Below are 26,277 nucleotides of genomic sequence, written 5' to 3'. Positions count from 1 at the left end.
TTGGACGGGGGCGGCCCCGCAAGCGGGACCGCCGCTGCCCTTGCTACCCGTACCCCTTAGTACGAGTAGCGCAACGACAGGCGATAGGCGCGGCCAGGCTCGAAGTAGGCACGGATCATGTTACCGATATGCTGCTGCTGGGTCTGCCTAATGACGCGATCCGTGAGGTTGCTGGCCGAGAAGCTGGCCTGCAGCCTCGGAGTGAACCGGTAGTCGACCCCGAAGTCCAGCTGTCCGTCCGATTCCTGCCAGGTCGGCAAGGCATACGAGACGTCGATCGGAGCGACCTTCGTGCCTGCAGGGTAAACTTTGCCGTTGATCTGGTCTTTACCGTTGCTGGTCAGGATCCGGGTCGGATCGGCGCTGGTGGCGCCGTCATCGCCATTCGTGCCATTGACCGACACGCCCTGCAGGAAACGACTGCGCCAGCTGTAGGCCAGACGCATCGACAGCGGCCCCTTGTCATACAGGAACATCGCGTTAAAGGCGTTCTTCGACAAATACTGCAAAGGCATGTCGGTGAACGGCAGTCCGTTGGTGTCGCAGCCGAACAGGCTCAGGGAAGCGTTGTTGAACGCGCCCTTGGCCGGGCAGTACTTCAGTTGGAACGGCTTGTGCAGCTTCTGCTTGCTATCGATGTAGGTGTAGTTCGCCGAGACGCCGAAGCCCTTGGCCCACTCCGGCAGCTTGCCCTCCAACCCTGGCACGTTGTTGAAGTAGGTCTGGCCAGCAAGTTCCAGCCCGGCCACCTTACCGTCCGCTGCATTTTCCGGCGCGGTGATCAAGAAAGTTTGCGGGTTGCCGGCCAGGCTGTTGTACTCGCCGGTATAGGCCGATTTCAAGATAATGTCGCGCACATCCTTGTAGAAAAAGGCGCTCGTCAGCGACGAGCCGTGGCCCGGATACCACTCGAGCGTCGCGTCAAAGCTGTGGGCCCTGGTCGGCTTCAGCTGGACGTTGCCATAGTTCGAGCCCCGGTAGGTCATTTCGCCGGTAGCCTGGTTGAGTTCTTGCCTCAACTCAACGTACTCGGCCAGGTCGCCAAATTTCGGCCGATACATCGACTTGGCGAACGCGAAGCGCGCTTGCAACTTGGGGGTCAATTCCATCTTCAGGTTAAGACTCGGCAGCACATCGAGATAGCGGTGTCCGGAATCGATTTTCTGGTCGATGTTTCCGAACCGCGGCGTGGACGCCGGCGTGTCGGTGTTGTAGGTCGTCTTGAACACCGTGTAACCGTGGGCGGTCGTGTCGGTGTGCACCACGCGCACGCCGACGCTACCCTCGATCGGGAAGCGCAGATCGTCGAACCCGAAGCGCGTCATCAGGTAGGCCGCCTGGGTCTTTTCAGACTGCAGCACGGTGTTTTTCGGGTTGCCGTCGTAGGAGAACGCCACCCAGTCGGCGCCCTGCTTCGAGCAGTCGTCGTTCCTTTGCCGCCAGGTGTTGTTGTCCTGGCATACATACTTCTTTATCGCCAGCAGATTCTGGTAAGTGGCCGGGTAGTTCTTGACCGCGTCCATGGACGGCTTCACCAGGGTGCCCGGCACCGGGACTTTGCCATTGAAGAAGTTGTCGTAATTGGCGAGTTCCACCGGCATCAGGGCCGCGTACTTTGGATCGCTCAGGTAGCCGTAGTTGGCGCGCCCTTGCCAGCCCTGATCTACGTTGAAATTGGGCAATTGGCCCGCAATGCCCGTCGGCCGGACCGCCCACGACTCGTCGATAGGGTACCATTCGTTGCCGGTCGCCTTGGTGTAGTTGGCATCGCGCTTGGTCAGGCGCACGCCGAAACGCAGGTCACGCAGCACATCATGGTCAAACTTGAAGCGCACATCGGTCTTCCATGCATACAGGTCGCCTTTGCCCTTGTTCTTGTATGTCGCGATGCTGGGAACGAAGTAATTCCCCGGCTCGGCCAGGTGTTTCTTCGCCGCGTCGTCGAAGGTGATCTCCCCGGGATTGCGGGTCAGGTCGATATTCATGCTCGGCACGAAGGTGCCCATGTTGATGCCGTTATTAAAACTCTTGCCCGTTGCATGGACCCATTGCAGGTCGTTCTGGACCGACCAGCGCTCGTCGATCTTCCACTTGGCATTCCAGGCGAGCTCGCCGGTTTGCGTCTGCCTTTCGGAATAGGCTTGATTGGAATTGAAGAACAGCCCCCCCGCCGCGAACTGGTTCGAGCCCTGGCCGCCGAGGGGATAGGTGTACCTGCCCTTCTGCAATACGCCCCGGCTGTCGTACACCGCGTCGCTCACCGTGGTCAGGTAGATGTCGGGAACTCCGAGACCTGTGTACAGTGCGCTCTCTACAGCGTTTTCCGCGTAGCGCGATTGGAAATAGGTGAGCGCCGACTCCAGGTTCGCCTTCTTCCACTGCAGCGCGCCATAGATGCCGGACCGCTTGTTCTCGCTGGTGTTGGTGCGCCACGATCCCGATTTGGGTACCCACACGGTCTGTCCCGGGACAAGGTCGGTGCGCGGAAAGTAGGCGTCGACCTGGATCGTGTCGTTGCGGGTATTGCTCACATTGCCCGACAAACTGAGCAGGCCGCCCCATTGGCCGAAGCTGTTTTCCCAGCGTTTCGACACCAGGCCCGAGAGTGCGGGCGAGGTCCGGCTGCCAAGCGCGTTGTGGTTCACGCTGGCCGAGGCCGAGAATTTATCGCCCTTGTAGTCGAACGGCAGCGCGGTGCGCAGGTTGACCTGGCCGCTGACGCCGCCTTCGACCAGCTCGGCCGGCGGGTTTTTGTGCACGACCACCGCAGCCATCAGTTCGGGCGGCACGTCACCCCAGCTCAATTCGCGTCCCGCCTTGCCGGCCGAGAACGATTCGCGGCCATTCAAGGTCGACGACCCCCAGGTCAGGCCGCGCACCGAAATGCCGGAACCCTCGACCGAGAAGATCTCCGGGGTGTCGCGATTTTTGTTGCGGTCCATGGTCACGCCGACGACGCGCTGCAGCACCTCGGTGATCGACTTGTCGGGCAGCTTGCCGGCCTCTTCGGCGACGACGCCGTCGAGGACTTCCTCTGCATTTTGCTTAAGCTCGGTGGCCGATTGCATCGCCGCGCGCTGGCCGGTGACGACCACGGTGGTGGCCTCCTTGTCCTTGGAAACCGGCGCCGCTGGCGCCGTTTGCGCCTGCGCGGCGCCGCTATAAAGCGCCGCGACCTGTGCCGCCGCGAACGCCAGCGCGGTCAGCCTGAGGGGTTTGGGCTCGTTCATTGTACCGATTTTCTTCATTATCTCTGTCCTATTGAATATCTAGTTGTACTTGGGCTGCTCACCGCACCCGGCGGTGGGACTGAAACATCGTGCGCCATCACTGGAAGTAGATTTTCCCCGTCGTCATGCTGGTGCTGTAGACGGTGGTGCCCGCGTTTGGCTTCTGATTGTTGATATCAGGCACGTTGATCTCGAGCTTGGAGATCGGGTAGTTCTGCAGCTCATTCCAGGCGTCGAGGTTGGTGAGCCCGCAACTTTCCGCAAAGGTGAAGGTCTTCAGATCGATGCTCTGCTCCTGCACACCCGTCATCGGCGTCGTCAACACTGGCGTGATAAACTTTTCCAGAGTCACGTTGCAAGCGCCACCGTTCTTGCGGTTGAAGTGACCGAGGTACAGCCAGACGCGAATCCGGGTCTTTTGGGCGTCGATCATTTCCTGGTTAAACCGGAGGCCGAACTTGATCGCCTTCTGGGAATCGATCCGCACACCGCCAGTGGTGTCGCCGGTCGTGAGGAGACTTTCCAGGGTGGGCGCCATCATCCTGATACCGAAGTAGCCGCCGAAACCAGCAGTGGCCGACGTCTTATCCATGGTGAACGTGCGGGTGCTGCCGTCGGTGGCCACGGTGGTCTTGTTGGTATCAGAGGCGTACCAATCGATCTTGCCATTTTCCGCGGTACGCCCGATATCGTTTGGCTTGTAGCCGGCTGTGAACGAGACCGCAGGCCCTTGCGCGGTGCCGACCACAATGGTCTTGGTCACCGAAACTGGCGTTATGTAATCTGTGCCGGGCTGGGTGGCGGTGACCAGGCACAACCCATCGGCCAGCGTTTTCACCGTGGTGCCGGTAACCGAGCACACTGTGGGCGTGCTGGTGCTAAAGGTGATGGGAGCACCGACGCTGGAAGTTGCCGCCACCGTCACCGAGGCCCCTATGGCCTGCGCCCCCGGGTTGAGGAAGCCCGTAATCGTCTGAAAACCCTTGGGAACGACGAACAGCTGGCGCGTCGTGGCCGGGGCAAAGCCATCGCCGCCGGCCTGGTTGGCGTTCACCGAGCACTCGCCCGCCTTCAACAGCGATACGGTGGCGTCGCTGACGCTGCACACGTCCGGCGTGTTCGTCACGTACGTCACGGGGAGGCCGGAACTGGCCGTCGCTTTCAGCGTGATGCTCGTGACGGCAGGCGGAACCGCCACGGTAGGGCCGCCCGGGAATGGGAAGGAAATCGACTGCGCCAACCCGGCGCTATCGCCTTGGCTGCCACCGCCCCCGCAGGCGGCAAGCAGCGTGGCGCAGGCAAGGCCGATGGCCGTGTGCTGGAATCTCATGGTATGTCTCCTCATTGGAATGTTCCTTTCTATTGCGTTTGCTGAAATTGCTCGACACCGGCTGCGCCGATGACAAGGAAAGATGGGTCCCTGCCCCGCTTCGCGTTCGCGGCATGGACGATGGTTCCTGGTCAAGGATGTATGGACTGGCGTCGCCTCGCTATCATCATGAAAACGTTTTCAAAAACGCACGACAAGCAGCGCGCCAATAGGGGGAACACGCGTGCTGCGCGGGAAGGCAGCGCGTGCCGGCGCGCGTCGCTCGGGCCGGATCCGGCCGGCTTGGCCTGGCTGTGCGCAAGGCGGAAGATGGAAAGGTCTGCGGGCAGCTTGCCGCCGCATTCAATGAGCTCGAGGTGCACGTCTTGTCTCCCTGCTTTTATTATCGATACCGGTCAATCAGCTGCTTCGATGGCGCTGTACCGAGAACCGGCTCGCATCGCGTTCGTGTCTACATTTTCTAAGCTGGCGACATCTGTCCACGCTCGCTGAGCACGCGGTCGCGGTAGGCGCGCGGCGTGCAGCCAAGTTCGCGCTTGAACACCCGATGCATGTGCTGGATGGACGTCAGCCCGCTGCCCAGCGCCACGTCCGCGATGCTGCAATCGCCGCTCTCCAGGGCGGCCTTGGCGGCATTGAGCTTGAAGCTCAGGATCACGTCGCGCACGCTGCATCCCAGCTCCTGGCGAAAGTCGGCATCGAGCGAAGAGCGCGACACGCCCACGTGTTGGGCCACCTGTTCGGTCTTGATGCCCTGGCAGGCATACTGGCGGATGAAGTGGCGCGCCCGCATCACGTTCGGATGCTTGACCAGCTGGTACTGGCTGGACGCGAACACGTTGATGCCGGCCGGCGGCACCACGATCCGCGTGTTCGGCAGGCGCACTCCGTGCAACATCTTCTCGATCAGATGGGCTGCCGCGCGCCCCATCTCCTGCGCGCCCTGGATCACAGAGCTGAGCGGTATGCGGGTGAGCCTGCGCACCAGCGGGTCGTTGTCGATGCCGATGATCGCCACCTGTTCCGGCACTTCGATGCCGGCGACGATGCAGGCCTGCAATAGCTGGCGTGCGCGCGCGTCCGAGACGGCGATGATGCCGACCGGTTTGGGCAAGCTGCGCAACCAGTCGACCTGCCCCTGGACCGCCTCGTCCCACGAATGGACGCTGGTTTCGCAGCCGCGGAAGATCTCCGGTTCCAGCTGGTCGCCCCGCGTCAGGTTGCGGAAGGCGTTTTCGCGCTCCCGCGCCCAGCGGTTTTCCTCGGTGGCGGGAACGCTGAACATGGCGAGACGCTGCAGCCCGACATCGATCAGATGCTGGCGCGCCAGTTCGATCAGCTTGAAATTGTCGGTCGCCACGTAGGGCACCCCGGCCGGGTAATTGGCCGGGTCGGCATAGGAACCGCCAACCGCCACCACCGGTACACGACAGCGCGACAACGCCGCCGCCACGGACGGATCGTCAAAATTGGCGATAATGGCGTCGCCCTGCCAGTGCTCGATGCCGGGCAGGCGCAATCGGAAATCTTCTTCCACGAAGATATCCCAGGCCGTGCGCGTACTTCCAAAATACGCGGCAATGCCGGCAATGACTTCGTGATCGAATATCTTGTTCGCGTTGAATAACAGTGCGATCCGGTGTACTTTCGTCGTCTTCATTTTACTTGTACGCTAAAAACATTTCCGAAAAGACCCGCTCGAGTGCACCCATGCCGGGCGCCCCCAAAAAAGAGGCAGCCAAAGCTGCCCCGTGAAATCACTGCGCGAGCACGCAGTGAAGGAGAGCAAAACTGTGTGAAGGCCAGGATTGACGCAATCTTCAGCGCGCAGACCTGCGCCGCGCCACCACCAGCGCCAGCAGGCCGATCCCCAGCGTCAGCTGGGTGCCGGGTTCGGGCACCGTGGTGGCGGCGGCGGTGGTGGTGAAGTCGTCCATCACATACCAGCCGCTGTCGCGCGTGATGGTCAGGAACGACACGTTGCCGAAGGCCGCGCCCACCCACAGGTGGCTGGCGCCGATGGCGACGTTGCCGGTGCTGCCGATGAGCTGGTTGGCGGCATCGTAGGCGCTGATGTTGATCCAGCTGGCCTTGTCGGCCACGCCCACCGGGGCGGCGAACCAGGCGCCGGCGAAATTGAAGCCGGTGGCGCTGCTGACGCTGGCGGCGTCGGAACCGAAGCCGTTGACGGCGTAGTTCGTGCCGGAGTGGGCCGCGTTACCGTAGCCGCCGATGCTGTTGTCGCCGGCGTACCAGTCGGCGCTCCAGTTCAGCCCGGAGTGCGGGCTGATGTCGTTCAGGCTGGTGAAGTCGCCGCCGGTGGCAACGTTATCGAAATTGACGACGCCGGCATGGGCGGCGCCTGCCAGCACCAGGGTGGCGCCGGCGATCAATGCATATAAAGCTTTTTTCATGGTAATTCCTTGTGGTCTCGATGGGGCTTATTTGCAGATGTCGCCGGTGACGGCCGGTGCCGGCAATGGATTTTGCGTTCCCTGGCTGAAGCCAAAGCCGAACGACGCGGTTTGCCCCGGACCGATGTTACGGTTCCAGCCGCCGCCGTCGGTCCCCGTGTAGTTCGGCGCTGGGCCGGTCACGAACCCGTTGTAGACCGTGTCTCCCACCTTGGTGTTGTCGGCGTAGGTCCATTTCACCGTCCAGCCGTTGATGGTGGACGCGCTCGTGTTGGTGATGCTCACTACGGCAAAACCGCCGCCCCACCACTGGCCGGTCACGACGTACTTGCATTCGGCGGGCTTGGGCGGTGGTACATACACTTGCGGGACCACCTGCACGTCACCGGCCGGGTCGATCTGGCCGTAGGCGGCGCCGCGGCCGTTGGTGTCCATGTAGACCCGGCCGTAGGTGGTCATGTCGCCCGTCACCCAGGCGCCCGACGAGCCATATTGGTGGGCATCGTCGTTGACGCGGACCCAGCTCGCGCCCTTGTCGGTCGAGCGCATCAGGCCGCGCGTGGCGCCCACCGCGCCGTACATGTACAGGGTCGGATAGGTGGCATCCGGCGCTGCCTTGCCCAGGCCCACGCCCGCGCAGGAAGCGATGCTTGCCACACGGGTGAAGGTCGCGCCCGAATCGGTCGAATGGCTCAGGCCGTTCGAGCCCATACACACCCACAGATCGCCCTCGACGCCCGGGTTGGCGCGCAGGAGGGTCGAGCCGCCGCCGGCGAGCTGGGCCTTGAGACTGAACGAGACGCCGCCGTCGGTGCTCAGCATCAGTTTGCCGGTGTCCGGGTCGTAGGCGTAGAACTTGTTCGGGTTGACCGGGTCGGCCAGCGGACGCGCATTCTTCACGGCCAGGCCGGTCACGGGCGTCCAGCTGGTGCCGAAGTCGGTCGAGCGGTAGGAGGTGGTCGAATTAGCCGGGCTGTGCAGCAGCGCGAAACCGTCGGCCGACAGCGCCAGATTGCCTTTCGAACCATTCATGCTCGACGCCTTCGTCCAGCTTGTCCCCGTATTGGTCGAGGTGTAGATGGCATCGCCCACCCGCGCCATCACATGCTCGGCCTGCGGGGCAATCGCCAGGCCGGTCGTGGTGCCCATCCTCGGCTGGTGTAGCACGCCGTACTGGTCCGGCACCGCGTTGATGAAGCCGTCGCCGTCGCCGATGACCGACACCAGCGCGCCGTTCTGCAGGGGTTCGGCGACAAACACGGCGACCTCTTCCATCCCGCGCGGCTCTAACTTCCAGGTGGTCCTGGTCGCGTCGATGTCGCTCGTCTTGAACACGCCGCCGCCCCATCCCATCCACACGGTCTTGGTATCGAAGGGGTCGAACTCGATCGAGCCGGCCCAGTTGATCGCCGTGCCCTGGACCCATTCGGCGCCGTTCGGGTCGATTGTCAGGTTGGTGCCGCCGCGCTCCACCAAGTCGGTCCAGGTGCGGCCGGCATCTTGCGACGTGTAGAAGCGCTCGCCGTACATGATCCCGCTTGGCAGTATCCGCTGGGTCCAGTAGGTGTTGGAGGACGACGCCACCAGGTGTTTGGGATTGGCCGGGTCGACGCTGATGCCGCCGTAGGCGTGAGGCCGGTTGGCCGGCGTGACATTGGTCCAGGCGCCGCCAATGGTGTTGTACTCCCAGATCTGGCCGACGTTCATCGGCTCGCTTTCGGACTGCGGGTGCGGTCCGGCGCCGTTGGCATACGTCAGATACAGACGGCCCTTGGACGTGAGGGCCGCGCGCTGCGGCATCAGGTTGGCGGGTGCGCCCGCGACCGGTGCGAAGGTGACGCCGCCGTCCTTGCTCATATACAGGCTCGGTCCCACCGAGCCGTAGCGCGACACGCCGACAAAGATGCGCTTGGCCGTGCCCTGGGTGACGCTGGTCGGATCGAGCAGCACGAAGCTGATGCCGTTACCGTTGGGCGTCTCGTTGACATTCAGGCTATTGACACGGCTCCAGGTGCTGCCCGAATCGACGCTCTTGAACAGGCCGTTGTGGCGGGTTCCTACGAACAGCACATTGCTCGAACCTGGATCGACCTGCAGCTTTTCGCCATTCCCGCGGCCCATGCCGTTGCCGTGCGCCTTGAACTGGGCGCTCACGTCGATCACGTCGAAATTCTTGCCGTAGTCGGTCGAGCGCAGGATGGCGGTCTTGCCGTTGTTGAAGTATTCGGTACCGGCCAGCATGTAGACGTTGGCCGAGTTTCTCGGATCGAGGGCCAGCGATTCCACGCCCATCAGGCCGGTGGAGCTTTCACCGAGCCAGTCCATCAGCGGGATCCAGCGTTCGTCACGACTATCCCAGCGGTAAGCGCCGCCGACGTCGGTGCGCGCGAATACCACGCCGCGCTCGGTCTTGCTGGTGATAATGCCCGAGACGTAGCCGCCGGCGCCCATCGCGACGGTGTCCCAGCGATAATTCTCAGCTGTGGCGCCAAACGACACCAGCAAGCCCGTGGTCAAGCAGGCCACCATTTTCTTTAATTGCATTACCGTCCCCTTGTTTTAAATTACTTGCAATCTGCTACCATCGGCGGCGCACAAGTCTAAAATCGACTTCATCGATGAAGTTCTTGATAGATGAGGAACACTCATTAACCCGACAACTGAACTGAGTGGACCGCAGGCGCCTTCAAACATCCTGCGAACACCAGCGCACAAATCGGTTCCAATACCCAATCACCCGATAAACTTCTCAATGAGAGGCGTGTTGAGATTTCCGGCAAAAAAACGGTCCGCGCCGGCCGCATGAAGGCAGCACACTCCCAACAGCGGAGCTGCCCCCTTATGTTGCGTCTGCGGCCGGCTGCGGTAGCGGAACCTGGCCCACGTCTGAAGCATAGGCCGTCCATCATGGTCAACGTTATCGCCAAGCATCGAATTTCTTCCAAACCGCAGAAATTGCAAGTAAAGTCAGCCACAGAGAAAATCCGCCGTGGCAGCCAGCGGAAGGTCGGGCCTGCGGACCGGAAGACATGGCTTCCATGCCACGGTCCAATCGTGGAGCAGTCGTGGAGCAGTCGTGGAGCGGCCCGAGAAATGGGCATTGGCAAAGGAGGGAGATGGCGGCGCGCCCCTGCGCCTGGCGCGAGCGCGCGATGGCAACGGTTCAGCCGGGGTGTTCAGGCTGAGTGGCGAGGACGAGCAGGATCAGGCTGCGTGGTTGAAACGAGTCGGCTCAGACCGAGTGCTTGGGATGAGCCGGTTCAGGCGAGTGCTTGGATTGAGGCGGTTCAGGCGAGTGGTTCCGACGGCGCGCGGTCGGCGGGCTGCTCCTGCCGCCCCTGCTGGGCGGCAAGCATCCGGAATGACTTCGGCGTGCAGCCAAATTCTTCCTTGAACAGCTTATTAAAATAAGGAACATTCGCGTAGCCAACCAAATACGCGATTTCCGACACGGCGGCGCTGCTTTTTTCAGTCAGCAGCCTGGATGCTTCAGACAGCCGCAGTTTATTCAGGTAACTGGTAAATGTCATGCCGAGTTCGGATTTCAGCACTTCATTGATTTTATAGCGGTTCGCGCCGGTCCCTTCCACCACGGTTTCCAAGTCCAGTTTCGGATCGGTATAAGAGTTGGCGATATACCGCAAGACCGCCGCCTTCTCCTTGTCCTTGTATGGTTCCAGGGTTAACTGGCGATAGGCCACCAACGGCAAATTTATTTTCACTTTTGAATCCACGCTGGCCAATAGCGCGCGGGAATGGGACAGAAAAAACCAAACACCAAATGCAACCCAGCCACCCAGGATAATGATCGCCAGCGCGGCCAAATAGCGGTCATCGCGGCCATGCAAAGTCAGTTCACTGATTTCAACATACGCATCGACATTTCGTGGAGTAACAGCTGTGGTGCCAAACATGATTTTCCCGACCCTGTCCAGTTTAACAACCTGGCGCCCCAAGTCCTGCCTCATCGATGCATACCACCATTCGGGAATAAGCAGCCGGGACAGGTCGAGCGTCACCGGCATGCCCTGTTCATTGCACGAAAAATACGTTCTAGGTGGAACGTAAGTCTCGAACTTTCCTGGCTCGGAGAATTTCCCATCGAAGGTGGACACCTCGAACGACAAGGCAGTGGCCAGTGAACATTTGACAACGAAGGAAATGGTACGGACCCTCGACCAATCCTCTTGGAGAAACCGTCCTTTGCCGTCATGGAGTTTCAGGTCGCCGGCGGCAATAGGATACGCGACCACGTCCTTCAGCTTGAAGTCGAAGCGCAGCCGGTCACCCGACGTGTCGTGCAAGCGCGCTGACGGCACGCCGCCAATGACCACATTGGTATACGCTCCGTAATGCCAGCCGGAGCCATCTTTACGCGCCGGCGGCAACGTCCGTGTCGGAAAGGCCCGATAAACAAAAAAAACCGCCAGCAGCGCGTCCACGACGAGCAGGAAAATCAGCGCCAGCAGCGCCTTTTTGTAGAACTCTTGCATATAGATAGGGTATTGAGCTGTCTCGGCGCCGCACTTTTTGACGGCTACGCTCCTGGCATCATAACAGGCGACATATGGACGGTCCCAGGCATTTTTGCAACGGACCAAGCTAATCCGACAGAGTGCTAGTCTGCCTGTGTCATAAAAGTCTATTCTTGCGTGAGTTATTGCCTAAACTAAAACTTTCCGTTGTCATGGGAGGCGAAAATGGTCCAACCACGCAGCCCGATCCGGCTCGTCTTCACCACCCAGCCTGCACACCGCGGCTGAACCCCTGCCATCGACGCGCTCACGCCAGGCGCCGGGGCACGCCCGCCATCCCCTCCTTTTCACCCTGGCCAACATTGCTTGCAATTTCTGCGGTTTTGCAAGAAGTTCGCTTGCTGGCGATATCGTTGCCCATGATGGACAGCCTATGCTTCAAACGTGGAGCACCGCGACTGCCCCCCCTGCCGCAGACGCGCAATAGGGGGCAGTTCCGCTGTTGAGCGTGACAGCACCCTGGCGAGATGACAATGACAATGACAAAAGCACGCCGCATTGCCCTGCTGTTCGACGCGAACACGGCATTCAACCGCGACATCATGGCGGGAATCGCGGCCTATTTCGGCAGTATGGGCGCAGGCTGGGCGCCGTTTGTTGAAGAGGACTTCCGCCTGCGCCTGTCCGGCATCGAGCACTGGCAGGGCGACGGCATTATCGCCAATTTTGACGATCCGGCCGTGGCTGCGGCGTTGTCGCGCTGTCGTGTACCGGTGGTGGCGGTTGGCGGTTCCTACGCCGACCCGGCCAATTACCCGGCCGGGGTGTCCTACGTGGCGACCGACAATGTCAAGCTGATCGAACTGGCACGCCAGCATCTGATCGATGTCGGCCTGCAGCGTTTCGCCATGTTCAGCGTTCCCGCCACCGAGAAAAACCGCTGGGCGCAGGAGCGCGAAAACGCCTTCCTCAGCCTGATACAGGGCGACCGGTTGGCGGCCGGGATCTTCCATGGCTGCAGCGCCATGGAACATTCGTGGGACGAGGCGGTCCAGCGGCAGATCGTCTGGCTGCAGAGCTTGCCCAAACCGGTCGGCATCATCGCCGTCACGGATGCGCATGCGCGCCAATTGTTGCAGACCTGTAGATCCGCCGGCATCGCAGTGCCGGAGCAGGTGGCGATCATCGGCATCGACGACGATCCGCTGGTGCGTGCGCTGGCGCCCATACCGCTCAGTTCGGTGATCCATGGCGCCCAGAAGATGGGGCGCACTGCCGCCCATATGCTGAACCGGATGCTGCTCGGTGCGAACCTGGCCGGCATCCGCGTCGTGGTGCCGCCGGCCGGCATCAATGTGCTGGCATCGAGCCAGCATCAGGCGCTTGACAAAAACGGAAGGCCTGGCGCTTGTAAATGAACGGTATTCATCCGACGCTGGCGTGGCGGCGGGAAAGGGATTAGTCATCATCGTCCGGGATGGTTTCGCGCCGGCCAGGCAGAAGCTGGCTGGCTACACACTGGCCATCTGCCTGCGCTCGCTGAGCACGCGATCGCGGTAGGCGCGCGGCGTGCAGCCAAGTTCGCGCCTGAACACCACATGCATGTACTGGGTGGACGTAAAGCCGCTGTCCAGCGCCACATCCTCGATGCTGCGATCATCGCTTTCCAGGGCGGCCTTGGCCGCATTGAGCTTGAAGTCCAGGATCACGTCGTGCACGGTGCATCCCAGCTCCTGGCGGAAGTAGGCTTCGAGCGAAGAGCGCGACACCCCGACATGCTCGGCCACCTGGACGGTCTTGATGCCCTGGCTGGCATACTGGCGGATGAAGTGGCGCGCCCGCATCACGTCCGGATGTTTGATCACCTGGTATTGGCTGGACGCGAGCACGTTGATGCCGGCCGGCGGCACCACGATCTGCGTGTCCGGCAGGCGCACCCCATGCAGCATCCGCTCGAGCAGATGGGCGGCCGCGCGTCCCATCTCCTGCGCGCCCTGGATCACGGAACTAAGCGGGATGCGCGTAAGCGTGCGCACCAGCGGGTCGTTGTCGATGCCGATGATCGCGACCTGTTCCGGCACTTCGAAGCCGGCGAGCATACAGGCTTGCAATAACTGGCGCGCGCGTGCATCCGTCACGGCAACGATGCCGACCGGTTTGGGCAAGTTGCGCAACCAGTCGATCTGGACCTGGACCGCCGCGTCCCACGAATGGGCGCTGGTTTCGCAGCCGCGGAAGATCTCCGGCTCCAGCTGGTCACCCAGCATCAGGCTGCGGAAGGCATTTTCGCGCTCCTGCGCCCAGCGGTTTTCCTCGGAAGCGGGAACGCTGAACATGGCGAAACGCTGCAGGCCGACGTCGATCAGGTGCTGGCGTGCCAGTTCAATCAGCTTGAAATTGTCGGTCGCGACGTAGGGCACCCCGGCCGGGTAATTTTCCCGGTCGGCATAGGAACCGCCGACCGCCACCACCGGTACGCGACAGCGCGACAACGCCGCTGCCACCGCCGGATCGTCAAAATTGGCGATAATCCCGTCGCCCTGCCAGTGTTCGATGCCTGGCAGGCGCAATCGGAAATCCTCCTCCAGGAATAAATCCCAGGCTGCGCGGGTACTTCCCAGGTAATCGGCAATGCCGCCAATGACATCGTGATCGAATATCTTGTTGGCGTTGAATAGCAGCGCAATCCGGTTTACTTTCGTCGTTCTCATTTGACTTGAATGCTTTCAAAGCATTTCTGGAAAAAATGATAACAAGCGCAGCCGCGCATACAAAAAACTGAAGGGCATGATCGTCTCTCCATCCCGTATTTTTATAATAAGAACATTCCGTTTGCAGGCAACCGGCCCTGCCCCAATCCAAGCGGCGCGTCGCACTTGGCGGCGCCAGGCTGCGCGAGCAGGGACTCGCGCGGCGGACTGGAGGATCGGCTGCGGAAGCCGCCCAACAAGCCGAGTATAGCGGCGCGGCCAGCGCAACGCTATCCGCCATGAAACAACTTCTTTCAATCGATATAAAACCCTAGAAATTGCAATTATTTCTACCAAAAGTGACAGAAGCGGCGGTGCGGCGCGTCGGCCGGCGACTAGGCCGGGAAACCGACGGCGGGGAGGTCTTCGGAGGGAGGTCTTACGTTAGGGGAGGAAGTCGAGGCGGGCTGTTGCGGCCGGGCGGAGAGCGAGCGGAATGCTTTCGGCGTGCAGCCGTATTCTTCCTTGAACAACTTATTAAAGTAAGGCACGTTGGCATAACCGACGGAGTAGGCGATTTCCGCCACGGCGGCGCCGTTTTTCTCGGCCAGCAAGCGGGCCGCTTCGGTCAGCCGCAATTTATTCAGGTAGGTGGCGAACGTCATGCCGAGCTCTGTTTTCAGCACCTCGTTGACCTTGTTGCGATTTGTGCCGGTCGGGGCCACAATGCCCGGCAAGTCCAGGTCGGCATCCGTGTAATTGGTCGAGATAACGTCCGAAAGACGGGACATTGTTATGGCGCTGGTGCCCGGCAATGACACGGGGGCAGCACCGACATTGCGCGGTACGCCCAGCCTTTCGACACCGGCCGCCTTGGCGCACCCTCTCCGTCCAAAAATGAAAAAAGCTCCCCGAGGGGAGCTTTTCTGCATTTTCTGGCGGAGAGGGTGGGATTCGAACCCACGGATGGGTCGCCCCATCGCTTGATTTCGAGTCAAGTACATTCGACCACTCTGCCACCTCTCCTGGTGGTACTTTTTCTTTCAGCAGCGTTTGTGGCGGAGAGGGTGGGATTCGAACCCACGGATGGGTCGCCCCATCGCTTGATTTCGAGTCAAGTACATTCGACCACTCTGCCACCTCTCCGTTTTCCCACCGGCTGCTGCGAGAAGGCAAGATTATAGCAGGCCTTTTCGGAAATGGAAGGACTATTTTATCCCTTCAATTCGGTCAGCCCGCCCATGTAGGGTCGCAGCACTTCGGGGATCTCCACCGAGCCGTCCGCTTGCTGGTAGTTCTCCAGCACCGCGACCAAGGTGCGCCCCACCGCCAGGCCGGAACCGTTCAGGGTGTGCAGCAGCTCGGGCTTGCCTTGGGCGTTGCGGAATCGCGCTTGCATGCGGCGCGATTGGAAGGCTTCGCAGTTGGACAGCGACGAGATCTCGCGGTAGGTGTTCTGCGCGGGCAACCACACTTCGAGGTCGTAGGTCTTGCTGGCGCCGAAGCCCATGTCGCCCGTGCACAGGGACATGACGCGGTATGGCAAACCCAGCACCCGCAGGATCTTCTCGGCGTGGCCGACCATCTCCTCCAGCACGGCGTACGAGGTGTCGGGATGCACCACTTGCACCAGCTCGACCTTGTCGAACTGGTGCTGGCGGATCATGCCGCGCGTGTCGCGGCCGTAGCTGCCGGCCTCGGAACGGAAGCACGGGGTGTGCGCCGTCATCTTCAGCGGCAGCGTTTCAACCGGCACGATCTCGTCGCGCACGATGTTGGTCAGCGAGACCTCGGAGGTCGGGATCAGATAGAAGGTCTCGCCCTCGCCTTCCACGCCGCCCTTCTTCACCGAGAACAGGTCCGCTTCGAACTTGGGCAGCTGGCCGGTGCCGCGCAGGGAGTCGGCGTTGACCATGTAGGGCGTGTAGCATTCGGTGTAGCCGTGCTCGCCGGTGTGCGTGTTGAGCATGAACTGCGCGAGCGCGCGGTGCAGGCGGGCGATGCCGCCTTTCATGACGGAGAAGCGCGAGCCGGTCAGCTTGGTGGCGGTGTCGAAGTCCAGGCCCAGCGGGGCGCCGACGTCGACGTGGTCTTTCACTTCGAAGTCGAAGGCGCGCGGCGCGCCGACCTTGCGCACTTCGACGTTGCCGGTTTCGTCCGTGCCCACGGGGACCGATTCGTGCGGCAGGTTGGGTACCGCTTGCAGGAATTCGCTCAGCCTCGATTGCACGACGGCGAGCGCCTGTTCGTTGTTGCGCAGCTCGTCGGGCAGGCTGGCCGCCTCGGCCATCACGGCGCTGGCGTCTTCCCCTTTGGCCTTGAGCATGCCGATCTGCTTGGACAGCGTGTTGCGCTTGCCTTGCAGCTCTTCGGTGCGTGTCTGTATCGCCTTGCGTTCCCCTTCGAGGGCATTGAATGCCGCTACGTCCAGCTGGAACTTGCGCGTCGCCAGGCGGGCCGCGACGGTGTCGATATCTTTACGGAGAAGTTGGATGTCTATCATGGGAGTTGCCGCGAGGTCGGAAAGCAGCAATTGTACCAAGACGAGCCCACTTCGATCGAGTTTTACACCCTGCGGTGAAAAACCGCCCCTTTAGATCAGGGCGGCTTTCTCGGCGGCGGTGAGGCGCTTGGCGGCGACGACCACGACCGGCATCTTGGCGTCGGCCACGGCGGCCGTTTCGACGAAGGCGGCGGCCGGCATCGCGATGACGGGTTCGCTGGCGGTGGCGAAGCTGGTGACGGCGCCCAGGGCGGCGGCGGCGACGAAGATGATTTCCATGTTTTTGAGGGCGTTCATGATGTGCTCCATGTGGCTACGGGTTGAGGTGTGGTGCCAGGCCTGTTTCACTAAGCCGCCTGGTATGGTTGTACTGTACCTAAAGGCCGTATGCCTCTCCACCTGCTTGCGATGAAGCGCCGAAAACGCGGGATGAAACGTCAAAAAACGGGTCGGGGGAGCGAACTGGGGGAATCGGCTTCGCTGCGCACCAGGGCGCCCAGACGGGCGACCGCGCCTTCCACCTCGGGGCTCCAGGCGTTGCCGCAGTTCAGGCGCAGGTAGTTGCCGTATTTGCCGGAGGCGGAGAACAGCTGGCCGGGCATGAAGGCGACGCCCTGCCCCACCGCGCGGCCGTGCAGGGCCAGCGCGTCCACCTGCGGCGGCATCTGCACCCACAGCACGAAGCCGCCCTGCGGCTCGGAGATCGAGCACTCGTGCGGGAAGCTGGCGGCCACCGCGTCGGACATGCGGGCGATGCGCTGCGCCAGCGCGCGCCGCATCTTGCGCACCTGGATCTCGTAGCTGCTGCCGGTGAGGAAGTCGGCCAGCACGGCCTGGAAGAAGGTGCTGGTGGATCCGCTCGACACCATCTTGAGCAGCGCCACCTCCTGCGCCCAGCGCCCCGCCACCACGTAGCCCACGCGCGAGGCGGGACTGACGGCCTTGGAGAACGAGGAACACAGCAGCACGTGGCCGGTGGTGTCGTAGGCCTTCACGGGCCAGGGCCGCTCGTGCGTGAAGCACAGGTCGCCGTAGACGTCGTCCTCGATCAGCGGGATGCCGTGGTGCGACAGCAGCGCGGCCAGCCGCTTCTTGTTCTCCTCGGGCATGATGCAGCCCAGCGGGTTGTTGGCGTTGGGGATGAACAGGCAGGCTTGCACCAGGCCGGCGTTGAAGGCCAGCTCCAGCGCGTCGATCGACGGACCGGTCGTCGGATGGGTGGGGATCTCCAGCGCCTTCATGCCCAGGCTTTCGATCAGTTGCAGCAGCACGAAGTAGGTGGCCGATTCGATGGCGATGGTGTCGCCCGGCTTGGCCACCGCGCGCAGGCACAGACTGATGGCCTCGGTGCAGGAACTGGTGCTGACGATCTCGGCCGGATCGAGCTTGCCCCAGTCCAGCGCCCGCCGCACCACTTGCCGCACGAAGGCCGGCTCGTTGATCTCGTAGCAGCTGACCTTGCCCAGCAGCGCGGGGTCGCGCCGCGCGACGGCCGACACACCCTTCTGGATGCGCTTGATGGGCAGCAGTTCGTCCGGCGGCCAGGCCGAGCCCAGCTGCACGACGCCGGGCGTCTCGTTGGCTTTCAGGACGCGCATCAGCAGGTTGTTGATGCCGACGAAGGCCGGCTCCTTCAAGTGCTCGGTGTCCGTCATCACGGCCAGCATGCGGGCGCGGTGGCGCACGTAGTAGCCGGCCTGCGGGCGCGCCTCGATCAGGCCGCGGTCCTCCATCAGCCGCAGCGCCTGCAGCACGGTGCTGATGGACAGGCGCTTCTGCTGCGCCAGGTGGCGTATCGACGGCAGACGGTCGCCGGGCGCGAACACGCGCTCGGCGATGTGGCCGCCCAGCTCATTGGCCAGTTGCTCGTACAAATTGATCTGCATGGACATCCTTCCATTGTGACGCGGCCCGGACCGCGCGGCACAGGTACAGCGGCCGCATATTTCGACCAGCACAGTTTAGCGCGGGACCAACTGTCATCGTCACAATTGTCTTCCGTTGCATCTGTTATGGCCGGCCCCCGCCGCGTACTCTGGAGCCATGCCATCAGAGGAGAACAGCATGAACCAGCCATCGGCCGAATATGAACTGAGCACCGACCAGCCTCTGCGTCTCGAGGACGCGGGCGGACGCGTGGTGGAGGCCGTGTCGGGGACGACGTGGATCACCGCCTACGGCCAGCGCACGGATTTCATCCTGCGCCCGGGCCAGCGCTTCATGGTGCCGAACGACGGCTTGACGCTGATCGAGGCGCTGGGCCGCAGCCGCGTCAGGGTGGCCGCGCCCATCGCCCAAAGCTGGGCGCACCGCGTGCTGCGCGAGGGCGGCGCGCGCTGGAGCGAGACGATGACGCGCTTGCGCCAGGGATTGCGGCCCGCCGCGCGCTGCGATTTCCCGTAGGGCGGCGTAGCGCAAAGCGCTATGCCGCCATTGCATGCGCCCCAGGCGGCTCATGGCGGACTGCGCGCTATGCGCTTACTCCGCCCTACGAAGTCAAGCGGCGAGCGAGCTGGCGCGGCCGGAGGCCAGCCAGTCCAGCACCGCCGCGTTGAACTCCGCCGGCAGCTGGCACATCGGCCAGTGGCCGGTCTTCATGGCGAGGGTTTTACTGCCGGGCGCCTGTTCCAGCCGCGCCAGCCACGCCCTGGTGTGGAACATGAAGGGCTTGCGCGTGCCGTAGATGTACAGCGTGCGGCACGACGCCATGTCCGGCGAGGCGCCGCGATAGCCGCCGTATGCGCCGAACCAGGTGATGAAGTACGGGTAGTTCATCTGGCTGCCGATGGCGCGCGGCTCCACCGGACACTTCAGCGCCTTGGCCATCATGCGCGACATGCCGTCGCCGAACCAGCCTCCTATCCACCAGGCCAGCGCCAGCCACACCTGGTAGTACACCGTCATCAGCTTGGCGCCCAGGCCCAGCTGCTCGGCGAAGGCCGGCGATAAAGCGTCGCCCACGTCCACCGAGACGATGCGCGACACCAGCTCCGGATGCTTGAGCGCGAACTGGTTGCCGAACACGCTGCCCCAGTCGTGCTGCAGCAGGATCACCGAGCCGTCCGGGCTGGCGGCGCGCACCACGCGCTCGATCAGCGCCACCGTGTCGTCCAGCGACATCGGGCGGCGCGGTTTGGCCAGGTCGAAGCCGGGCAGGGTGAAACGCACGCAGCGGTACTGCCCGGACAGCGCGCGCACCTGGCCGTCCCACAGCCGCAAGGTGTCGGGCCAGCCGTGCAGCATGACGATGGTTTCCGCCCCCTGCCCCTCGATATGCACGGCCACGCCGTCGACGTCGATGATCTGTTCCATTTTTCCCTTTCATATCTTTTTCGCAACGCATGGTACAGAACGGCGCGCGCCCTGTCCATTGCGAGCCGAACAGTCCCCTGGCGAGATAGCCAATATTGACCCGCCCATGTATGATTGCAGATCAATTACTGTTTGATTTCCATGCCAACGCCCATCGCAGCCTTAGAAGAAAAGCAGAGCTCCGGTGAAAGCTCGAACGAGATTGCCGACCACATCGCGGAAGCCATCGCCGCGCGCAAGCTGCCTCCGGGCACCAAGCTGCGCGAGGAGGCCTTGTCGCGGCTCTACAATGTCAGCCGCACCAAGATCCGCGCGGCGCTGCTGATCCTGTCCAAGGACAAGCTGATCCAGATGGTGCCGGACAAGGGCGCCTTTGTCAGCCAGCCCAGCGAGAAGGAGTCGCGCGACATCTTCGCGGCGCGCCGCATCCTGGAGGCGGCGCTGGCGCGCGAGTTCGTCGCCAAGGCCAGGCCCGCCGATTACAAGATGCTGGAGAAGCATTTGAGGATGGAGCGCCAGTCGCTCGAGGGCGACCACAAGATGCGCTCCAAGCTGCTGGGCGACTTCCACGTGCTGCTGGCGGAGGTGGTGGGCAACCAGGTGCTGCACGAGATGCTGCACGAACTGGTGGCGCGCAGCTCGCTGATCACCATGCTGTACCAGTCGGACCGCGACGCGGCCTGCTCGTCCAACGAGCACAGCGAGTTCCTTGAGGCGGCCCGCGCCGGCAACGCCGACAAGGCGGCCGAGCTGATGCTCGAGCACCTGACCCACGTGGAGGCCGCGCTGCGCTTCGATGGCGCGCCGCAGGAGCGGGACCTGGTGTCGGCGCTGCTGAAGTAGCCGTCCGCGGACGCCGCCCAAACCAACGGCGGATGCGGGGGTCAGACCCGTTGGGTCTGACCCCGGAACTTCGCTTCCGGGTTGTTTTCAAGCCGCCTTGCGGGTGCCGGTCGCCAGCGCCAGCTCGCTGGCCAGCGCGTTGTGGCGCTCGATCACGAGCGGCAGATCGACCGTCCGCAGCAAGCCATCCTTCACCACCACCTTGCCGTTGATGATGCTGTACGACACATTCGACGGCGTGCAGAACACCAGCGCCGCGACCGGGTCGTGCAGCGCGCCGGCGAAACCGATCTGGTCCAGCTTGAACATCACGATGTCGGCCGCCATGCCCGGCTTCAGCGCGCCGATGTCGTCGCGGTTGAGCACCTTGGCGCCGCCCAGCGTGGCGATCTCCAGCGCCTGGCGCGCCGTCATCGCGTCCGGGCCGTAGCCCACGCGCTGCAGCAGCATGGCCTGGCGCGCCTCGCCCAGCATGTGGCCGGCGTCGTTCGACGCGCAGCCGTCCACGCCCAGGCCCACCGGCACGCCGGCGTCGATCATCTTGCGGATCGGCGCGATGCCGGACGCCAGGCGCATGTTGGAACACGGGCAGTGGGCGATGCCGGTGCCGGTCTTGGCGAACATGTAGACGCCGTCGTCGTCCAGCTGCACGCAGTGCGCGTGCCACACGTCGTGGCCCACCCAGCCGCAATCCTCGGCGTACTCGGCCGGCGTCATGTTGAACTTCTCGCGGCTGTAGGCGATGTCGTTGGCGTTCTCCGCCAGGTGGGTGTGCAGCGACACGCCGAAGCTGCGTGCCATGGCCGCCGACTCCTTCATCAGGTCGCGCGACACCGAGAACGGCGAGCACGGCGCCACCACGATGCGCTGCATGGCGTGGCGGCCGGCGTCGTGGTAGGTCTCGATCAGGCGCTGGGTGTCCTTCAGGATGGCGCCCTCGTCCTCCACCACGCGGTCCGGCGGCAGTCCGCCCTTGGACTGCCCCACGCTCATCGAGCCGCGCGCGGCGTGGAAGCGCATGCCGATCTGCCGCGCAGCCTCGATGCTGTCGTCCAGGCGGCAATTGTTGGGGTAGATGTACAGGTGGTCGCTGCTGGTGGTGCAGCCGGACAGGATCAGCTCCGACATGGCCGTCAGCGTGGAGACCCGCACCATCTCGCTGTTCAGGTTGGCCCAGATCGGATACAGATTGGTCAGCCAGTTGAACAGCTCGCCGTTCTGCGCGGCGGGGATCACGCGCGTCAGGCTCTGGTACATATGGTGGTGGGTGTTGACCAGGCCCGGCATGACGACCTGGCCGGCGGCGTCGATCACCTCGTCGGCCACTTGCGGCAGCTCGGACGTGGGGCCGACCTGTTCGATGACATTGCCGCGCACGAACACGGCGCCGTTGTCGATTTCGCGGCGCTGCTCATCCATCGTCACCACGACGCGGGCGTTTTTGATCAAGAGGGTTTTAGTCATTTTATGTGTTAAGTATCGAATGATTAAACACTGCGGAAACAATGCGCGCGCACTGCGGAAACAATGTCAAAACCGCGCCGGCGGTGCTGGGGGGCATCGGCGGCGCGGGCGGGGGGCTGGGTAGGCGGTTTTAGATTACGCCGGCTCCAGGTTTTTTACCAGCATGGGTTGCGGCACGTCCTCTTCCTCGTCCTCGTCGACCTCGACCGGACGCTCCGGCAGCACCAGGTTCAGCAGCACCGCGATGATGGCGCCGGTGCTGATGCCGGAACCGAAGATCTCGTGCACGAAGGCCGGCAGCTTGGACAGCAGCTCCGGACGCACGCTGACGGCCAGGCCGCAGCCGATGGAGACGGCGATGATCAGGCCGGTGCGCTTGTTGTGCTCGACGTGGCTCAGCATCTGCACGCCGGCGGCGATGATCATGGCGAACATCATCAGGCCGGCGCCGCCCAGCACGGGCTGGGGAATGGTGACGACCAGGGCGCCCAGCACGGGGAACAGGCCGGCCATCGCCAGCAGCACGCCGGTCAGGGCCACCACGTGGCGGCTGGCCACGCCGGTCAGCGAGATCACGCCGACGTTCTGCGCGAAGGTCGACACCGGCGGGCTGCCCAGCATGGCCACGAAGGCCGAGCCGACGCCGTCGCACAGCACGCCGCGGGACAGCAGCTTGCCGCGCATCTTGGTCTTGGTGGCCGATCCCAGCGCCATGAAGGTGCCGGTGGTTTCCACCATGGTGACGACGTAGGCGACCGCCATGGCCAGGATGCCGCTGACCGGAAAGCTCATGCCGAAGTACAGCGGTTGCGGCAGGGCGAACACGGCGGCCTTTTGCACCGACGAGAAATCGACCAGGCCCAGCGCGACGCAGCCGGCGTAGCCGATCGCCATGCCGATCACGACGGCGGCGGCGGAGATGATGCCCTTGCCGAACTGCACCAGCGCGATCACGGTGGCCAGCACGAACAGCGCGATGCCCAGGTTGACCGGGTCGCCGTAGTGGGCGCCCGCGCCCTTGCCGCCGGCGGCCCAGTCGACCGCGACCGGCACCAGCGACAGGCCGATCATCGTGACGACGACGGCGGTGACGGTGTGCGGGAACAGTTTGCGGATTTGCGGCATGAAGAAGCTGCCGACGATCATCACGACCGAGGCGGCCAGCGAGGAGCCGAGGATGCCGGGCACGCCGTGTTCGAAGCCGATGCTGATGGCCGCGCCGACGAAGGCGAAGCTGGTGCCCATCACGCACGGCAGGCGGATGCCGATCGGGCCGACGCCCTTGCACTGGATGATGGTGACGACGCCGGACCCGAGCAGGGCGGCGTTGACCAGCGCGACGATCTGGTCGGCCGGCAGTTTGAGCACCGCGCCCAGGACCAGGGGCACGGCGATGATGCCGCCCAGGGCGGCGAGCATGTGCTGGGCGGCCAGCAGGACGGTGGTGACGAGCGGTGGACGGTCGTCCACTTGGTATAGCAGGTTGTTCATGGTGTCTCCATCAAAGATGTTGTGTCTGAACTACTTGTTCCGGTGCTATCCGGCATGCCTCTTCACGCAGATCGTGTCGTCTGTTGGTGACCGTGTCGAGGTCGAGCGAGGGTACTTATCCGCTGCTCTATGGCGGCGTTTGATGCGATCCATGATGCCCACGCGTGAAATTATTGTCAACCAATTTTGTATACAATCTATGGGTGCGATTGGCGCGGCAACGCCAGCGCCGGGGCGGCGTAGCAAATTCGCAACGTAGGTGGGTTTTTCGCCGGCGTGGCGGCGGGAGTGACAGGACCCGGCGACGGCGGGTCCGGGGAACGGTCAGCGGGAAGGGAGGTCGCCGATGGGGAACAGGCGCCGCAGCCATTTGCTGGACGTGATGCTTTTCAGGACGCTTTCGTGTTCATGCAGGCGCTTGCGCAGGATGGCGTCGTTTTCGTCGTAGCGTTCGATCGCGCGCTTGTAGCCGCGGCAGTCGTCGGCCAGCTGTTCCAGTTGCTGGCGCAGCGCCAGGTGCTCGGCCGCGGCGCGCTCGTTGAGCCGCCGTTGCGCCAGGCATTCCTGGACCAGGTTGTCGACCTCTTCCTTTTGCTTCAGGTACAGGCCGGTCAACGCGTTGATCGCCAGGTCGCGCTGCATCGTCGCCTTTTTCAGGTCGTGCAGGGGATCCGGCTGGGGAACCAGCGCCATCTCCACGGACCACCCTTCCCGCGCCTGCGACAGCGCCTCTTCCGGCACCAGCAGCAGGCAATTCGGGTCCAGGCCGGAACCGGCCAGCATGACGGCCGGGGTATCTTCCACCGCGCTGGCGGTGGCCTGGTTTGGGTTGTCGAACACGGCCGGGTCGCCATTCCATCGCCAGCGCACGCCGCCTTCGCCATCCTTGAGCGCGATGCCGTCCACCCGGACGGACGCGGGCGTGTCGGCGAAGTCGAAGCGCAGGCCCCCGATGGGGCGCTCCAACGCCGGGAAGGTGAACTGGACGGTCTGGCTCGCGCCATTCAACGCGAGCGTGTGTGAAACGGCATTCTGCGCGGGAAACTCACCCTGCCCGTCTGTCCAGAATAGCTCGCATTTGGTCATCATTGATGGAGTCCTAGCTTGCAAAAGAGTTAAATAATGCCATAAGACAACGAGTCGCGCCACCGGCCGTCGCGCGTTCGAGGCCGGACCGCAACGCGAACGACGGCTTTATTTGCCGCGCGCCTCGTCGTCCAGGCCGCGCAGGTAGGCGAGTTTGTCGGCGATCTTGCTTTCCAGGCCGCGCGGGACGGGCTGGTACCAGCCGGGTTCGGCCATGCCGTCGGGCAGATAGGTCTCGCCGGCGGCGTAGGCGTTGGGCTCGTCGTGGGCGTAGCGGTATTCGTGGCCGTAGCCCAGCTCCTTCATCAGCTTGGTCGGGGCGTTGCGCAGGTGCACCGGCACTTCGCGCGACTTGTCGCGCTTGACGAAGGCCATGGCCTGGTTGAACGCGTTGTAGCCGGCGTTGCTCTTGGCCGCCACCGCCAGGTAGATCACCGCCTGCCCCAGCGCCAGCTCGCCTTCGGGCGAGCCCAGGCGCTCGTAGGTCTCGGCGGCGTCGTTCACCATGGTCAGCGCGCGCGGGTCGGCCAGGCCGATGTCTTCCCACGCCATGCGCACGATGCGGCGCGCCAGGTAGCGCGGGTCGGCGCCGCCGTCGATCATGCGGCAGAACCAGTACAGCGCGCCGTCCGGGTTGGAGCCGCGCACCGACTTGTGCAACGCCGAGATCTGGTCGTAGAAGTTGTCGCCGCCCTTGTCAAAGCGGCGCGCGTTCAAGGTCATGGCGTTCTCGACGAACTTGGCGTCGATCTTGCGCACGCCGGCGGACGAGGCGGCGTTGTCGGCCTGCTCCAGCAGGTTCAGGAAGCGGCGCGCGTCGCCGTCCGCGTAGCCGACCAGGGTGTCGGCCGCCGCGTCGTCGAACACCAGGTTGGGCAGGGCCTCCTTCTGCGCCTTGGCCAGCAGCTGGCGCATCTCCTCGTCGGTCAGCGACTTCAGCACGTAGACCTGGGCGCGCGACAGCAGCGCCGAGTTGACCTCGAAGCTGGGGTTCTCGGTGGTGGCGCCGATGAAGGTCACCAGTCCGGATTCGACGAAGGGCAGCAGCGCGTCCTGCTGCGATTTGTTGAAGCGGTGGATCTCGTCCACGAACAGCAGCGTGTGCTTGCCGAGGCGATCCAGGTTCTGCTGCGCCTGCTCCATGGCGGCGCGGATGTCCTTCACGCCGGCGAACACGGCGGACAGGGCGATGAACTCGGCGTCGAAGGCGTTGGCGGTCAGGCGCGCCAGCGTGGTCTTGCCCACGCCGGGCGGGCCCCACAGGATCATCGAGTGCGGCTTGCCGGCCTGGAAGGCCAGGCGCAGCGGCTTGCCCTCGCCCAGCAGATGGCCCTGCCCTATGACCTCGTCCAGCGTCTTGGGACGCAGGGCTTCGGCCAGCGGGGGGCGGGGCTCGGTTTTGAACAGGTCATCCATCATGGCGGTGCTTGGGGCGGGAA

At 63.4% G+C, this 26,277-nt stretch carries 18 protein-coding genes, 2 tRNA genes and 1 pseudogene; 3 read left to right on the top strand and 18 right to left on the bottom strand.

The window, feature by feature from the left end:
* Window positions 1-56 precede the first annotated feature (56 nt).
* The 6 genes from BM436_RS13380 to BM436_RS13355 form a co-directional block, all read right to left on the bottom strand.
* Window positions 57-3,248, bottom strand: a complete 3,192-nt coding sequence (locus BM436_RS13380) for a TonB-dependent receptor (RefSeq protein ID WP_093556014.1) — start codon at window positions 3,246-3,248, stop codon at window positions 57-59.
* A 79-nt stretch (window positions 3,249-3,327) separates the two neighbouring features.
* A complete protein-coding gene (locus tag BM436_RS13375) occupies window positions 3,328-4,560 on the bottom strand; it encodes a hypothetical protein (RefSeq protein WP_143133106.1) in 1,233 nt (410 codons plus the stop codon).
* A 460-nt stretch (window positions 4,561-5,020) separates the two neighbouring features.
* On the bottom strand, window positions 5,021-6,220 hold the full coding sequence (locus BM436_RS13370) for a XylR family transcriptional regulator (protein ID WP_093556012.1): 1,200 nt from the start codon (window positions 6,218-6,220) through the stop codon (window positions 5,021-5,023).
* A gap of 160 nt (window positions 6,221-6,380) precedes the next feature.
* On the bottom strand, window positions 6,381-6,974 hold the full coding sequence (locus BM436_RS13365) for a PEP-CTERM sorting domain-containing protein (protein ID WP_093556011.1): 594 nt from the start codon (window positions 6,972-6,974) through the stop codon (window positions 6,381-6,383).
* Window positions 6,975-7,001: 27 nt separating this feature from the next.
* A complete protein-coding gene (locus tag BM436_RS13360) occupies window positions 7,002-9,518 on the bottom strand; it encodes a cellulose binding domain-containing protein (protein WP_093556010.1) in 2,517 nt (838 codons plus the stop codon).
* 743 nt (window positions 9,519-10,261) lie between these two features.
* On the bottom strand, window positions 10,262-11,467 hold the full coding sequence (locus BM436_RS13355; protein ID WP_093556009.1) for a helix-turn-helix domain-containing protein: 1,206 nt from the start codon (window positions 11,465-11,467) through the stop codon (window positions 10,262-10,264).
* 509 nt (window positions 11,468-11,976) lie between these two features.
* Between BM436_RS13355 and BM436_RS13350 the strand changes: the two are divergent.
* Window positions 11,977-12,831 (top strand): annotated as a pseudogene (locus tag BM436_RS13350) (XylR family transcriptional regulator); the annotation flags it as partial.
* Window positions 12,832-12,960: 129 nt separating this feature from the next.
* Here BM436_RS13350 and BM436_RS13345 read toward each other — a convergent pair.
* The 7 genes from BM436_RS13345 to BM436_RS13315 form a co-directional block, all read right to left on the bottom strand.
* Window positions 12,961-14,160: a XylR family transcriptional regulator gene (locus tag BM436_RS13345; RefSeq protein ID WP_093556007.1), complete on the bottom strand. Its 1,200-nt coding sequence runs from the start codon at window positions 14,158-14,160 to the stop codon at window positions 12,961-12,963.
* 374 nt (window positions 14,161-14,534) lie between these two features.
* Window positions 14,535-15,071 (bottom strand): helix-turn-helix domain-containing protein, encoded by a 537-nt coding sequence (locus BM436_RS13340; protein ID WP_229490230.1) that lies wholly within the window; start codon window positions 15,069-15,071, stop codon window positions 14,535-14,537.
* 4 nt (window positions 15,072-15,075) lie between these two features.
* Window positions 15,076-15,165, bottom strand: a tRNA-Ser gene (locus BM436_RS13335).
* A 30-nt stretch (window positions 15,166-15,195) separates the two neighbouring features.
* Window positions 15,196-15,285, bottom strand: a tRNA-Ser gene (locus tag BM436_RS13330).
* Window positions 15,286-15,352: 67 nt separating this feature from the next.
* On the bottom strand, window positions 15,353-16,642 hold the full coding sequence (gene serS, locus BM436_RS13325) for a serine--tRNA ligase (RefSeq protein ID WP_093556005.1): 1,290 nt from the start codon (window positions 16,640-16,642) through the stop codon (window positions 15,353-15,355).
* 90 nt (window positions 16,643-16,732) lie between these two features.
* Window positions 16,733-16,939, bottom strand: a complete 207-nt coding sequence (locus BM436_RS13320) for a hypothetical protein (RefSeq protein ID WP_093556048.1) — start codon at window positions 16,937-16,939, stop codon at window positions 16,733-16,735.
* A gap of 140 nt (window positions 16,940-17,079) precedes the next feature.
* Window positions 17,080-18,528 carry an aminotransferase-like domain-containing protein gene (locus tag BM436_RS13315; RefSeq protein WP_229490228.1) on the bottom strand — a complete coding sequence of 483 codons (1,449 nt, stop codon included), beginning with the start codon at window positions 18,526-18,528 and terminating at the stop codon, window positions 17,080-17,082.
* 178 nt (window positions 18,529-18,706) lie between these two features.
* On the opposite strand from BM436_RS13315, the gene BM436_RS13310 reads away from it, so the two are divergent.
* The gene (locus BM436_RS13310) at window positions 18,707-19,045 is read left to right on the top strand and encodes a DUF2917 domain-containing protein (RefSeq protein WP_177307166.1); all 339 of its coding nucleotides are present in this window, start codon (window positions 18,707-18,709) and stop codon (window positions 19,043-19,045) included.
* 93 nt (window positions 19,046-19,138) lie between these two features.
* On the opposite strand, the gene BM436_RS13305 is transcribed toward BM436_RS13310, so the two are convergent.
* The gene (locus BM436_RS13305) at window positions 19,139-19,954 is read right to left on the bottom strand and encodes an alpha/beta fold hydrolase (protein WP_093556002.1); all 816 of its coding nucleotides are present in this window, start codon (window positions 19,952-19,954) and stop codon (window positions 19,139-19,141) included.
* Between the two features lie 141 nt (window positions 19,955-20,095).
* On the opposite strand from BM436_RS13305, the gene BM436_RS13300 reads away from it, so the two are divergent.
* A complete protein-coding gene (locus BM436_RS13300) occupies window positions 20,096-20,797 on the top strand; it encodes a GntR family transcriptional regulator (protein ID WP_093556047.1) in 702 nt (233 codons plus the stop codon).
* An 87-nt stretch (window positions 20,798-20,884) separates the two neighbouring features.
* On the opposite strand, the gene BM436_RS13295 is transcribed toward BM436_RS13300, so the two are convergent.
* From BM436_RS13295 to BM436_RS13280, 4 genes are all read right to left on the bottom strand, one after another.
* Window positions 20,885-22,261 carry an 8-oxoguanine deaminase gene (locus BM436_RS13295; RefSeq protein ID WP_093556001.1) on the bottom strand — a complete coding sequence of 459 codons (1,377 nt, stop codon included), beginning with the start codon at window positions 22,259-22,261 and terminating at the stop codon, window positions 20,885-20,887.
* A 135-nt stretch (window positions 22,262-22,396) separates the two neighbouring features.
* The gene (locus BM436_RS13290) at window positions 22,397-23,752 is read right to left on the bottom strand and encodes a uracil-xanthine permease family protein (RefSeq protein ID WP_093556000.1); all 1,356 of its coding nucleotides are present in this window, start codon (window positions 23,750-23,752) and stop codon (window positions 22,397-22,399) included.
* 324 nt (window positions 23,753-24,076) lie between these two features.
* A complete protein-coding gene (locus BM436_RS13285; protein WP_143133105.1) occupies window positions 24,077-24,841 on the bottom strand; it encodes a hypothetical protein in 765 nt (254 codons plus the stop codon).
* A 105-nt stretch (window positions 24,842-24,946) separates the two neighbouring features.
* Window positions 24,947-26,254, bottom strand: coding sequence for a replication-associated recombination protein A (locus BM436_RS13280; protein WP_093556046.1), 1,308 nt, complete (start codon window positions 26,252-26,254; stop codon window positions 24,947-24,949).
* Window positions 26,255-26,277: the final 23 nt, after the last annotated feature.

It is taken from the genome of Pseudoduganella namucuonensis, assembly GCF_900116645.1.
GTDB classification, from domain to species: domain Bacteria; phylum Pseudomonadota; class Gammaproteobacteria; order Burkholderiales; family Burkholderiaceae_D; genus Rugamonas; species Rugamonas namucuonensis.
The sequence above is the reverse complement of the archived record's forward strand: the minus strand, read 5'-3'. Positions and strand labels throughout refer to the sequence as shown.